Here is a 12,215-nt window from a genome sequence, read left to right on the forward strand (position 1 = left end):
AAAACCGCGCATCTTAGCGGTCGTTTCTGTGTTCGCCAAATCTCCCACGTCATTCGTCGCCTTGGGCATCGCGTTGGAGACGGATATCGAAATGCACGGCCAGCAGGCGTATCGCCACGATAAACAGCAGGCCGAGAGCCAATGCAAACGTTTCGTTATCCAGTGCCCATCGGCACACGAAGTATAGCCAGCATCCCGCGTATGAAATGGAGGCGTAGAGCTGGTCCTTGCGAAAAATGAAGGGCACCTGGTTGCACAGGTTGTCGCGCAGGGCGCCGCCGAAGGTGCCGGTGATGACGCCGAGCAGCGAGGCAATGAACCAGGAATGGCCAAGATCGAGCGAAAACTGGGCGCCCAGAAGGGAAAAAACACCGAGGCCAATGGCATCCGGAAGCACAATATGGGACTCGCGGAGCCGGTAGAGGGGGCGGCAAAGCGTGAACAGAATTGCCATGGCGAGGATCAGGAGGGGCATTTCCTCGTGGCGGATCCAGTAGACCGGATGGTTACCGAGAATAATGTCTCGCAGCGTGCCGCCACCGAGTGCGGTGATAAAGGCGATGGTAAAGACACCGACCGGATCCATATTGGCCTTGCGGGCGGCGATCATTCCGGACAATGCGAAGGCAACGATGCCGATGATTTCAAGCCAATAGATAAAATCGGGCGAATTCATATCAATAGCCGGTCAATGAGGCCGTAAAACGCGGCAGACTCGTTCGGGTTGTTCATCGAATGATCAGAAGGGCGCGCAGGATACCGGAAAAGCGGTGTTGCTTCATCCCGTTTGGGTAGCCGTTTTCCGCAATCATGTGATCCAAATCCCGTAGACGCCTGTAAAAATTCAGGTTAATGATTTTTCGATCCAACCTGATGCAGGAGTTCAGGCATGGCATTGATCCGTCTGGCCTACGCCAGCAGGGCCAACTTTAATCCGCGTCCGGAAAACAAGGGTGTGGAGCCTCACGTGGCGCGTATTCTGATGAGTTCCCGCCGGAATAACCCCAAGCAGGGCCTGGTGGGTGGGCTCTATTTTGGCGACGGCTTCTTTTTCCAGTGCCTGGAAGGGGAATCGGAAGCGGTTCATGACCTGTTCAACCGCCTGCGGGATGACGAGCGCCATCGAGACGTGACGCTGCTTCTGGAAGAGCCGATCCAGAAGCGTTCGTTCCCGGACTGGTCCATGAAATACGTGCCGATTGAAGCGGATGTGAAGGCACTGCTGCGGGATTCGGGAATGGAACGATTCAACCCGTTCGTCTTCGACGGTACCCTGACACAGGCGATGATCAATTGCCTGCGTCGAGGCCCTGAGGGCTTTGATGGCACGGCGAAACGCGGAAATCAGGACCGCTTTGAAAAGGCCGCCCTGCTCATTGCCGGTGCCGTCGTCATCATCGGACTGGTCGCGGTCGGCACTATCCTGTTTTAAGGCGGGGATCCAGGCGTTGCATCTGTCGGTCATGCACCCGGGACAGGATCAGCAGCGCGATAATGGCTCCGCTTAAGCACCAAAGCATGTCGGATTGGGTGTCCCACACGTAGCCCTGGGTGCCCAGGAACGCTTCAGCATCCTGTCCGCTGGCCAACGCCACCCACCATTCGATCAGCTCATAGAAGGCGCTCAGCGCCAGACAGAAGCAAACCACGAAGAAGCTGGTCCAGGCGCCCGGGCGAATCACTTCGCGCCGCACAACGATTTCCCGCGCGATCATCGCCGGCACGAAGCCCTGGGCAAAATGGCCCAGTTTGTCGTAGTTGTTGCGTTCCCAGCCAAAGGCATCGCCCAGCCAGTCGAACAGCGGCACCTCGGCATAGGTGTAATGCCCGCCGACCATCAGGATGATGCAATGGATGAGGATCAGGCCGTAGAGGAGTGGCGTTAGCGGGAAACGTTTGCGGGTGACGGCCAGGGCGACGGCGCCGATCACCGCCGGAAGCACTTCCAGGACCCAGGTCATGCGGTCGGTCGGCTGAATACCGGACCAGATCAACACCGCCGCAAAAATTGCCGTCCACGCGTACATCATGTGCGTTTACTCTCCCTGTCTATAAATATCATCGATGGAGGAGCATAACCGATATTGATTTGCCTCATCCTGTCAATCGCATTAGCTTGACGACATCCATTCGTTGAAGCAATCACAACAAGAGAGGACATCATGCGCGCCATCCTGTGTAAGGAATATGGCCCGGCTGACACGCTGGTCATCGAAGATGTGACATCCCCCGAAGCCAAGGGCAGTGGCGTCAAGATTCGCGTGAAGGCGGCCGGTCTCAACTTCCCGGACACCCTGATTATCGAAGGCAAGTACCAGCTCAAGCCCAACATGCCGTTTTCACCGGGCGGTGAGATGGCCGGGGAAGTGATGGACGTCGGTGAAAAAGTCACTCGCTTCAAGCCCGGCGACCGCGTGATGGGGCTGACCGGGTTCGGTGCCTTCGCCGAGGAAATCGTAGCCGCCGAAGCCAACCTGCTGCCCGTTCCCGATGGCATGAGCGATGAAGAAGCCGCCGCCTTTACCATGGTGTACGGCACCTCCTATCACGCCCTCAAGCAGCGCGCCAACATCCAGCCGGGCGAGACCCTGCTGGTTCTGGGTGCCAGCGGTGGCGTGGGCCTGGCGACGGTGGAGTTGGGCAAGGCCATGGGCGCCCACGTGATCGCCGCGGCCAGCAGCGCCGAGAAGCTGGCCATCGCCAAAGAGGCGGGTGCTGACGAACTGATCAACTATTCCGAAGAGCCGCTGAAAGAGACGGTCAAGAAGCTGACCAACAACAAGGGCGTGGACGTGATCTACGACCCGGTGGGCGGTGATTTCACCGAACAGGCCCTGCGTGCCATGGCCTGGAACGGTCGTCACCTTGTCATCGGCTTCGCTGCGGGCGACATTCCGAAAGTGCCCGCGAACCTGACCCTGCTGAAAGGCTGCGCCTTGATCGGCGTCTTCTGGGGTAACTTCACCCGGATGGAGCCGGACGTCAGCGCCCAGAACATGATGGATCTGCTGAAGCTCTATGGCGAAGGCAAGATCAAGCCGAAGATCAGCGAGACGTTTGCGTTCGAGGATTATGTGGGTGCGCTGAACGCGCTGACCGGGCGCAAGGCGACGGGTAAGGTCGTTCTCAAAGTCGGCTGAGCTGTGAGGTTGTGACCGTATCGCTCGACCTGCGGTCACGATCTTTAATGTAGCCGACGCTTCAGCTTCGGAGGGCCCGTCAGGGCCCCGGGGCTACCGGGCAGGCCTGCGGCCTGCTCGGAAGCTGAAGCGTCCGCTACATTGTTTGGTGAGCTTCAGGGCGGGTATCGGGCTTTCCCATTATCGCGGACATGCCTGACCATGGAATCTCAGAAACCGGTCTGGCGCCCTCTGGATTGAATGAAATGGGCCGTAAACCCGGCTTGTTGGGCTTCCTGCGTCAGCCCAACCTACGATACTTGCGGTTACCATCTTTAATGTAGCCGACGCTTCAGCTTCGGAGGGCCCGTCAGGGCCCCGGGTCTACCGGGCAGGCCTGCGGCCTGCTCGGAAGCTGAAGCGTCCGCTACATTGTTTGGCGAACTCCAGTGTTGTCGCCCTTTAAAAAGGGACCTCCCCACCATCAATCCGCTTCACCAGCGCTTCGTCGACCAGCGTGTACCCTTTATCTCTCGGCAACCAGGCATACACCCGCTCGCCCGGCCGATCCACGGAATACCCGGCTTTTTTCAAATCCACTTTCTTGTATTTGAACGTGCCGGTCTTCTCGATGGCAGAGGTCACGCGGACAAATACCGGAATCGCATAGGGCGGCAGATTGTCCTGCAGGTAGCGGAACAGTCGGTCGATGTCGAAGCTCTCGACGCTGCTGTCCTGCGGAACCAGTGTCACCATACCCGCCTTGCCGTTGGTTCCTGGAATTTCCACGCCATAGACGATGGCCTCCTCGGCCAGTCCGGATTCGTCAATGATGTTTTCCACTTCGGTGGTGGAGACGTTCTCGCCCTTCCAGCGGAAGGTGTCGCCCATGCGATCGACGAACTGCAGGTGGCGGCAGCCGATTTCCTTGAGGACGTCGCCGGTGTTGAACCAGGCGTCGCCCTTCTTGAAGACATCCCGCAGGATGGATTTTTCCGTGGCTTCCTTCTGGGTGTAGCCCTCGAATGACCACTTGGCGGTGATTTCACCCAGCAGCAGTCCGGGCTCGCCGGACTTGACCTTCTCCATGCGGCCCTTGGCGTTGCGGATCGGGTCGCGGGTGCCTTCATGGTATTTCACCAGGGCGTAAGGCGCCGTCGAGAAGCCAACGGTGTTTTCCATGTTGAAGAAGTTGCTGAAACCGATGTTGCCCTCGCTGGAGGCATAGAGTTCCGCTACCGTCTCGATACCAAAGCGCTCCTTGAAGGGTTTCCAGATCGACGGCCGCAGGCCATTGCCAATCATCTTGGTCAGCGTGTGATTACGGTCGTTCGGACTGGCCGGCTGGTTCAGCAGGTAGCGGCAGAGTTCCCCCACATAGCCGAACGTGGTGGCGCCGTAGCGACGGATGTCGTCCCAGAACGCGCTGGCGGAGAACTTGCGGCGCACGGCGATGGCGGAACCACCGGACAGGACCGAGCCCCAGCAAACCAGCAGCGCAGTGGCGTGGTAGAGGGGTAGGGTGCAATACAGCACGTCCTGCGGCCCCATGTTCAGGGTCATCAGTCCGAAACCGCCGTAGGCCTTGATGAACTTGCGGTGGGACCCCGGGGCCGCCTTGGGCAGGCCGGTGGTGCCGGAGGTGTAGATGTAGACGGCGGTATCACCGAGTTTCGGACGATCCTTCACCGTCAGGTTGTCGCCCCGGTAAGCACTCACTTGCTCGGCAAGGTTGATGTAGCCCTGTGGCGTGGTGCCGAAGTCTTTCAGCGAGTCCGTATCGGGCATAAACAGGTATGGGTGGTCGTGACCCAGGGCCACCTCCTCGCGCACGCCTTCAAAGGTATCGACCAGCTCTTCACCCACCACAATCATCCGGGGCGAGATCAGGTTGATGCTGTGGGCCAGTACCTTGCCTTTCTGGGAGGTGTTCAGCATCGCGCAGGCCACGCCGATCTTGGCGGCGCCGGCCACCATGGCCAACAGTTCCGGCCGGTTCTCGAGGAAGATGGCAATGCTGTCGCCCCGGGTCAGGCCCGCCGCGCGCAGGTAGTGTGCGATGCGATTGGCCCAGGCGTTGAACTCGGTGTAGGTCAGGCGCCGGTCGTCGTACAGGACCGCCGGACGGGTCCCGTACTTTTCGGCGTTGTGCTCGATCAGGGTGCCGAGGGTCAGCTCCTTCTGGTCATTCTTGATGGAGTAGTAGTAGAGCCCCTTGGCGATGGCTGGTGCCCGGCGGACCACGCCGGGCAGTTGTCGGGCAATGTCACGTACTGAGATGGTGTCTTGGCTCATGCGTCGTTCCGTGCGTCTTATTATGAAAAACAGACTCCGGACCGACAGCCCGAAGTTCTAATCGAGAAACAGATCCGGCAGCAGCGGCTTGTCGCCGGGCGCGTATCGATAACCTTCAAAGTCCGAGACCCCGGCCCGGCGCAGCACATCCTCGTCGATCAGCGCCTGGCCGGTCAGCGTATCGGCGCTGTGGCCCAGGATCGTCACCGCTGCATCGGCCATGATGTCCGGCTTGCGCCCCTGCGCCATCATTGCGGCGCCGCCCACTTCAAACTCGATAGCCGCCGTCGAGATCAGGGTCTTCGGCCACAGGGCATTTACCGCAATGCCATAGGGCCGGAATTCTTCGGCCATGCCGAGCGTCAGCATGGTCATGGCGTATTTTGTGGTCGTGTAGGCGCCGTATTGTGCGAACCATTTCGGTGCCAGGTTGATCGGCGGCGACAGACTCAGAATATGCCCGCTCCCGGATTGCTTGAGCCAGGGCAGGGCAGCCTGGGAACAGGTAAAGACGGCCCTGGCGTTGACCTCGTGCATCAGGTCGTAGCGCCGCACCGGCAGTTTTTCGACGCCCTGCAGGCGAATGGCACCGGCGTTGTTGACCAGGGCATCAATGCCCCCGAAATGTTTACCCGCCTCGTCGATCCGTTCCCGGACCAGCGTCTCATCGCGGACATCCAGCACCAGCGGCAGTGCCCGGCCGCCGGCCGCCTCGATTTCCCCGGCGACGGTATGAATCGTCCCCGGCAGTTTCGGGTGCGGTTTGTCCGACTTGGCGCCGATCACCACGTTGGCGCCTTCCCGGGCGCAGGCCAGGGCAATCGCCCGGCCAATGCCCCGACTGCCGCCGGTAATGAATACGGTCTTGCCTTGCATGCTCATGCCGTGGCTCCTTCGTTGGATGCGTCGTCGCTGGTGAGTTCGACCAGCAGCTGGCGGCGTTTGACTTGGTTGCCCGCGCTGACGTGGACCCGGGCAATTTCACCGTCCCGTTCCGCCACCAGTGGGTGCTCCATTTTCATGGCTTCCAGCACCACCAGCGTATCACCCCGTTTCACGGCCTGTCCGGCCTCGGCGCGCACATCGATAATGGCACCATCCATGGAGGCCAACACCCGGTCCGATGCACTGCCTTCAAGGGTCAACGCGGGCGCGTGGGTCACGTCGCACACATGCAGACTCCGGCTGAGCTGCTGCAAATATAGGTGATCGCCGTCAGAGTGATATTGGCAACGCTGACGAACGCCATTGTCGATATAGTCCAGCTCCGTCCCGTTTATGGCCACAATCTCCAGCGTCAGTCGGGCGTCGCCCTGAATCACATCCACCGTTCCGCCACTTTGCCACTGCAGGGCCAGTTCGTGGTGAGTGTCGCCCGTGGCCAGGCGAAACGGCAGAGGGGTGGGCAGGCTGTTGCTCCAGCGGCCTCCGGTCTCGCCGGCCCGGTGGGCAAAGACGACCGCAGCCAGGGCCAGCTCGGTGAGGGAGGGAGGCGCTGCTTTCAGACTCGGGTCATCCGCGAAATCTTTTTCCAGGAAGGCCGTCGTGGCTTCCCCGGCAGCAAAGCCAGGGTGACCGAGGATGTGACTCAGGAACGAGCGGTTGGTGGTTATGCCCATCACGCGGGTGTCTTCCAGGGCCCGTCGCAGCCGACGAATGGCGTCGGTGCGGGTGCTACCGTAGGCGATCACCTTGGCCAGCATGGGGTCGTAGAAGGGCGTGATGGTATCGCCGGTCTGCACGCCGCTGTCGTAGCGAACGCCGTCTACCGGGGCGGGCGAGTAGTCGGCCAGTGTCCCGGTCTGCGGCATGAACTGGTCGGCCGGATCTTCGGCGTACAGGCGCACCTCGACCGCATGACCGGTGAGGGTCACGTCGGCCTGCTGCAACGGCAGTTCGGCGCCCTCGGCCACCTTCAGTTGCCAGTGCACCAGGTCCTGGCCGGTGATCAACTCCGTGACGGGGTGTTCCACCTGCAGCCGCGTGTTCATTTCCAGAAAGTAGAAGTGGCGCTCCCGGTCCACCAGAAACTCGACGGTCCCGGCGCCCACGTAGTGGCACGCTTTCGCGGCCTGGACGGCGGCCTCGCCCATAGCAGCCCGCAGCTCCGGCGTCATGAACGGCGACGGGGCCTCTTCCACCACCTTCTGATGGCGGCGCTGGATGGAACAGTCCCGTTCACCGAGGTGGATGACGTTGCCGTGGGTGTCGGCAAAGACCTGGATTTCAATGTGGCGCGGCTCGATCACGGCCTTTTCCAGGATCAGCTCATCGTCTCCGAAGGCGTTCTTGGCCTCCGAGCGGGCACGCTGGATCTGGTTGGCCAGTTCGTCGGGCTTTTGAACGAGGCGCATGCCCCGCCCGCCGCCGCCGGCGGAGGCTTTGATCATCACCGGAAAACCGACGGATTCGGCCGCCTGACAGAGCGCGTCGTCACTGGCGCCGGCTTCCTCAAAGCCGGGCACCACGGGCACACCGGCCTCCTGCATCGCCACCTTGGAGCGGCGTTTGCTGCCCATCAGCTCAATGGCGGATGCGGGCGGACCGATAAAGGTCACACCGGCGTCGGCACAGGCTTCGGCAAAGCCGGCGTTTTCCGAAAGAAAACCGTACCCCGGATGGATGGCGTCGGCGCCGGTGCGCCGGGCAGCCTCCAGGATGGCCTCGGCGTTGAGGTAGGACGCATTGACGGCCGCCGGTCCGATGCGAACAGCCTCGTCTGCGAGGCGGACGTGCAGGGCATGGGCGTCGGCGTCGCTGTAGACCGCGACCGTACGGTATCCCTGGGCTTTGGCGGTACGCAGGACCCGCACGGCAATTTCGCCCCGGTTGGCGATCAGGATCTTGTGGATCATGGCCGGATTCCTCATGGCGTGTCGTCGGTTTTCGCCCAGGCGGGCGGCCGTTTCTGCATGAAGGCCATCGTGCCTTCAGCGCCTTCCTCGCCCCGGACTGCGTCGGCAAATTGCTGTGCGGCGTCGTCGAGCAGACTGGGCATGGGTTCGTGACCGACCCGATGCAGCAGCGCCTTGGTTGCCGCCGTTGCGCGCGGAGCGCAGCGAATCAGGCTGGCAATGGCGTCGTCGAGCGCACGATCCAGGGCGTCGTCGCTCTCAACCACGCTGTGCACCAGACCCAGACGGCAAGCCTCGTGGCCATCGACTTTCAACCCCAGTAAGGCAAGGCGACGAGCCTGGGTGAGGCCGATGCGTTCCACCACGAACGGTGCAATCTGGGCCGGAATGATGCCCAAGCTGGTTTCGGGCATGGCGAACTTTGCCGTATCCCGGGCCAGCGCCAGATCACTGACGCAGGCCAGCCCGAAGCCGCCGCCCATAACCGCGCCCTCAAGAATGGCAATCACCACTTGCGGGGCGGTGTTGACGGTTTCGATCAGTCGGCCGAAGGCGCGATTCAGATCGCGGAAGGGATCGGCGTCGCCGGTGGCCTTCTGGGACCGTGCCGCCGCCATGTCGCGGATGTCGCCGCCGGCGCAGAAATGGCCACCGGCGCCGCGCAGAACCACACAACGGATGTCGGCGTCGGTCGCGATGGATTCGAAGACGGCGGCCATTTCCCGGACCATCGCCAGACTCATGGCGTTGCGAGCGTCCGGACGATTCAACGTCAGGTGAAGCACCGGCCCCCGTTGATCGAGGGCCAGAGTGTCGCAGTCGGGCAGTGTCGTCATGGGATCAGTCCTTGCGCTTGCCGGGCAGGATGCCCATCAGCTTGCAGATGATGCCCAGCATGATTTCGTCGGCACCGCCGCCGATGGACACCAGGCGGACATCGCGGAAGGCGCGGGACAGCGGGTTGTCCCACATGTAGCCCATGCCGCCCCAGTACTGCAGGCAGCTGTCGGTGACTTCCCGGCCCAGCCGACCGGCCTTGAGCTTGGCCATGGACGCCAGGCGTGTCACATCCTTGCCCTGGATGTGCAGTTCGCAGGCCTGGTAGGTGAGGGCGCGCAGCGCTTCCACTTCGGTTTGCAGTTCGGCGAGGCGGAAGTGGATGGACTGGTTGTCGATCAGCGGCTGGCCGAAGGTCTGGCGCTCGCGGCAGTAATCGATGGTGACGTTGATGCAGTGCTCCAGCGCCTTGATGACGTTGGCCGCGCCCCACATGCGCTCTTCCTGGAACTGCACCATCTGCATCATGAAGCCGGTGCCCTCGGCGCCGATGCGGTTACGCTGGGGCACCCGTACGTCATCGAAGAAGACCTGGGCCGTTTCGGAAGAGCGCATGCCCAGCTTGTTCAAGTGGGGGGAGAAGGAGATGCCCGGCGTGTTCATGGGCACCATGATCAGCGACTTGTTCTTGTGGGGCTTGTCGTCCGAGGTGTTGGCCAGCAGGCAGATGAAGTCGGCGCTGGGTGAGTTGGTGATCCACATCTTGGCGCCGTTGATGACGTAGTCGTCGCCGTCCTTGCGGGCCGTGGTTTTCATGCCCGCCACGTCGGACCCGGCGCCGACTTCGCTGACGCCGATGCAGCCGACCATTTCACCGGCGATCGCCGGCGCGAGAAATTCCCGCTTGAGTTCGTCGGAGCCGAACCGGGCCAGGGCGGGGGTGCACATGTCGGTCTGCACGCCCACGGCCAGCGGCACGCCGCCACAATGCGCCGTACCCAGTTCTTCGGCGACCACCAGATTGTAGCTGTAGTCCAGCCCCATCCCGCCGTATTCTTCCGGCTTGTGAACGCCCAGCAGCCCCAGTTTGCCCAGCTTGCCGAACAGGTCATGGATGGGAAATTTGCCGGCTTCTTCCCATGCGTCGCAGTGGGGGTTGATCTCCTTCTCGACGAAGTCGCGGACGGTCTTGCGCAGGGCGTCGTGTTCTTCGGTGAATAGCATGTGGATTCCCTTTATTTGTATGCCTGTGGTGGCTGTTGTTCTTTGTGTTCTGTTTCTTTGTTTCTTGTGTAGCCGACGCTTTAGCTTCGGAGGCGCCGAAGGTGCCTGCTTTGTCCCCGGGGCGTGAAACCAATGGGCATCATCGCTTCCGCCGCCCTAGAGGGCCATCCCTGGCCCGCTATTGCGGTCAAGGACGTCCGTGTCCTTTTCTACAGCGATGATGCCCATTGGTTTCGATCTGGCCTTTGGGTAAATCGCCGGGGCCCTGGCGGGCCCTCCGAAGCTAAAGCATCGGCTACATTGTTCGTGCTGTCCTATTACAACCGCGCCACGCCGAAGCTGTTCGGGCGCAGTTCGCGCTGTTCCGCCTCGCGACAGATCGACAGCACCATCGCCAGCACGGTGCGGGTGTCGCGTGGGTCGATCAGGCCATCGTCCCAGAGCCGGGCGGTGCCGAAGAGGGCGGTGGAGCCATCTTCAAGCTTCTTCGCCGTGGCTTGCTCCAGGAAATCGAGCGTCTTTTCTTCCGGCTCCAGACCGTTGCGCCGCTGTTTTTCCTCGGCCACGATCCGCATCACCTTGCCGGCCTGGGCCGGGCCCATGACGGCGGTGCGGCTGTTGGGCCAGGCAAAAATGAAGCGCGGATCCAGCCCGCGGCCGCACATGGCGTAGTTGCCGGCGCCATAGGAGCCGCCCACGACGACCGCCAGTTTCGGCACCCGACAATTGGCCACCGCCTGGATCATTTTCGACCCGTGCTTGATGATGCCGTGCTGTTCAGCGTGGGTGCCCACCATGAAACCGGTGGTGTTGTGCAGGAACAGGATGGGCGTACCGGCCTGGTCGCAGAGCTGAATGAACTGCGCTGCCTTGGTCGCACCTTCTGGTGTGATCGGGCCGTTGTTGCCGATGATGCCGACGCGATGCCCGCAGATGCGGATGGTGCCGCAGACGGTCTGGTCGTCGTAGCCGGCCTTGAAGTCCTGGAAGCGGGAGCCGTCGGCAATGCGCGCCAGGATCTCGCGAACGTCGTAGGGTTTCTTGGGGTCGGCCGGGATGACGCCGGGGAGTTCGTCTGGCGAATAAAGCGGTTCTTCCCATTCCGGCGATTGAGACGGCGGAAGGTGCTCGTTCCAGGCCAGTGCGTCCATCACCTCGCGGGCATGGCGGATGCCATCGGCATCGTTCTCGGCCAGGTATTCGGCGGTGCCGGCGATCTCGGCGTGCATTTCCGCACCGCCCAGCTCCTCATCCGTGGCGACTTCGCCGGTGGCGGCTTTAAGCAGCGGCGGTCCGGCCAGGAACATCTTGGCTTTATTGCGCACCACGATCACGTAGTCGGACAGGCCGGGCTGGTAGGCGCCGCCTGCGGTGGCGTTTCCGTGTACCACCGTGACCTGGGGAATCCCGGCGGCCGACATCCGCGCCTGGTTGGCAAAGCCCCGGGCGCCCAGCACGAAGATGTCGGTGGCGTAGTTCAGGTTGGCGCCGCCACTTTCCGACAGGGACACCACCGGCAGCTTGTTCTCCATGGCGATCTGCTGCAGGCGCAGGGTCTTGTCCAGGCCGGCTGGGGTGATGGTGCCGCCCTTGATGGCGCAGTTGCTGGCAACCACCAGACAACGGATGCCGCTTACGGTTCCGATTCCGGCGATGATACCGCCCCCGGCCATGCTGCCATCCTTGTCGTCGTACATTTTGTAGCCGGCCAGGGAACAGAGTTCGAGAAACGGGGTGCCGCGGTCCAGCAGTCGGTTGATGCGATCGCGGGGCAGCAACTTGTCCCTTTTGGTGAATTTCTCGCGAGCGGATTCCGCCAGGGCGAGGACCTGTTTTTCCACATCGCGGAACGTCTCGATGTGCTGTTGCATCGCCGCCGCGTTCTCGGCGAAAGCCTCGGACTGGGGATCGATGGCGGATTCAAGAATCTGCATAAACGGCTCCC

General features: G+C 61.9%; 10 protein-coding genes. 2 read left to right on the forward strand and 8 right to left on the reverse strand.

Going from position 1 to position 12,215, the window contains the following annotated elements; genetic code table 11:
* Positions 1–49: 49 nt before the first annotated feature.
* The gene (locus JL474_RS08100; RefSeq protein ID WP_203141654.1) at positions 50–676 is read right to left on the reverse strand and encodes a trimeric intracellular cation channel family protein; all 627 of its coding nucleotides are present in this window, start codon (positions 674–676) and stop codon (positions 50–52) included.
* A 213-nt stretch (positions 677–889) separates the two neighbouring features.
* Between JL474_RS08100 and JL474_RS08105 the strand changes: the two genes are divergently transcribed.
* Complete coding sequence (locus tag JL474_RS08105; protein ID WP_203141655.1) at positions 890–1,432, forward strand: BLUF domain-containing protein; 543 nt, start codon at positions 890–892, stop codon at positions 1,430–1,432.
* Here JL474_RS08105 and JL474_RS08110 read toward each other — a convergent pair.
* Positions 1,419–2,030, reverse strand: coding sequence for a DUF2238 domain-containing protein (locus tag JL474_RS08110; RefSeq protein WP_203141656.1), 612 nt, complete (start codon positions 2,028–2,030; stop codon positions 1,419–1,421). The genes JL474_RS08105 and JL474_RS08110 overlap by 14 nt on opposite strands.
* A gap of 132 nt (positions 2,031–2,162) precedes the next feature.
* Here JL474_RS08110 and JL474_RS08115 point away from each other — a divergent pair, with 132 nt between their 5' ends.
* On the forward strand, positions 2,163–3,140 hold the full coding sequence (locus JL474_RS08115; protein WP_203141657.1) for an NADPH:quinone oxidoreductase family protein: 978 nt from the start codon (positions 2,163–2,165) through the stop codon (positions 3,138–3,140).
* A gap of 441 nt (positions 3,141–3,581) precedes the next feature.
* Here the strand turns inward: JL474_RS08115 and JL474_RS08120 are convergent, their stop codons facing one another.
* The 6 genes from JL474_RS08120 to JL474_RS08145 form a co-directional block, all read right to left on the reverse strand.
* Complete coding sequence (locus JL474_RS08120; RefSeq protein WP_203141658.1) at positions 3,582–5,414, reverse strand: long-chain-acyl-CoA synthetase; 1,833 nt, start codon at positions 5,412–5,414, stop codon at positions 3,582–3,584.
* 57 nt (positions 5,415–5,471) lie between these two features.
* Positions 5,472–6,296 carry an SDR family oxidoreductase gene (locus JL474_RS08125; protein ID WP_203141659.1) on the reverse strand — a complete coding sequence of 275 codons (825 nt, stop codon included), beginning with the start codon at positions 6,294–6,296 and terminating at the stop codon, positions 5,472–5,474.
* The gene (locus JL474_RS08130) at positions 6,293–8,269 is read right to left on the reverse strand and encodes an acetyl/propionyl/methylcrotonyl-CoA carboxylase subunit alpha (RefSeq protein ID WP_203141660.1); all 1,977 of its coding nucleotides are present in this window, start codon (positions 8,267–8,269) and stop codon (positions 6,293–6,295) included. Before JL474_RS08130 ends, JL474_RS08125 begins: the two co-directional genes overlap by 4 nt.
* 11 nt (positions 8,270–8,280) lie before the next feature.
* A complete protein-coding gene (locus JL474_RS08135; RefSeq protein WP_203141661.1) occupies positions 8,281–9,105 on the reverse strand; it encodes an enoyl-CoA hydratase/isomerase family protein in 825 nt (274 codons plus the stop codon).
* 4 nt (positions 9,106–9,109) lie between these two features.
* Positions 9,110–10,270 carry a citronellyl-CoA dehydrogenase gene (gene atuD, locus JL474_RS08140; protein ID WP_203141662.1) on the reverse strand — a complete coding sequence of 387 codons (1,161 nt, stop codon included), beginning with the start codon at positions 10,268–10,270 and terminating at the stop codon, positions 9,110–9,112.
* 317 nt (positions 10,271–10,587) lie between these two features.
* Complete coding sequence (locus JL474_RS08145) at positions 10,588–12,204, reverse strand: acyl-CoA carboxylase subunit beta (RefSeq protein WP_203141663.1); 1,617 nt, start codon at positions 12,202–12,204, stop codon at positions 10,588–10,590.
* Positions 12,205–12,215: the final 11 nt, after the last annotated feature.

The sequence above is a fragment of the Marinobacter mangrovi genome, from assembly GCF_016798325.1.
Taxonomy (GTDB): Bacteria; Pseudomonadota; Gammaproteobacteria; order Pseudomonadales; family Oleiphilaceae; genus Marinobacter_A; species Marinobacter_A mangrovi.

Bases quoted from the DNA above. Each gene is read 5' to 3' on its own strand.
- JL474_RS08125 (WP_203141659.1), bottom strand. From the start codon at position 6,296: ATGAGCATGCAAGGCAAGACCGTATTCATTACCGGCGGCAGTCGGGGC.
- JL474_RS08120 (WP_203141658.1), bottom strand. From the start codon at position 5,414: ATGAGCCAAGACACCATCTCAGTACGTGACATTGCCCGACAACTGCCC.
- JL474_RS08115 (WP_203141657.1), top strand. From the start codon at position 2,163: ATGCGCGCCATCCTGTGTAAGGAATATGGCCCGGCTGACACGCTGGTC.
- JL474_RS08110 (WP_203141656.1), bottom strand. From the start codon at position 2,030: ATGATGTACGCGTGGACGGCAATTTTTGCGGCGGTGTTGATCTGGTCC.
- atuD (WP_203141662.1), bottom strand. From the start codon at position 10,270: ATGCTATTCACCGAAGAACACGACGCCCTGCGCAAGACCGTCCGCGAC.
- JL474_RS08100 (WP_203141654.1), bottom strand. From the start codon at position 676: ATGAATTCGCCCGATTTTATCTATTGGCTTGAAATCATCGGCATCGTT.
- JL474_RS08145 (WP_203141663.1), bottom strand. From the start codon at position 12,204: ATGCAGATTCTTGAATCCGCCATCGATCCCCAGTCCGAGGCTTTCGCC.
- JL474_RS08130 (WP_203141660.1), bottom strand. From the start codon at position 8,269: ATGATCCACAAGATCCTGATCGCCAACCGGGGCGAAATTGCCGTGCGG.
- JL474_RS08105 (WP_203141655.1), top strand. From the start codon at position 890: ATGGCATTGATCCGTCTGGCCTACGCCAGCAGGGCCAACTTTAATCCG.
- JL474_RS08135 (WP_203141661.1), bottom strand. From the start codon at position 9,105: ATGACGACACTGCCCGACTGCGACACTCTGGCCCTCGATCAACGGGGG.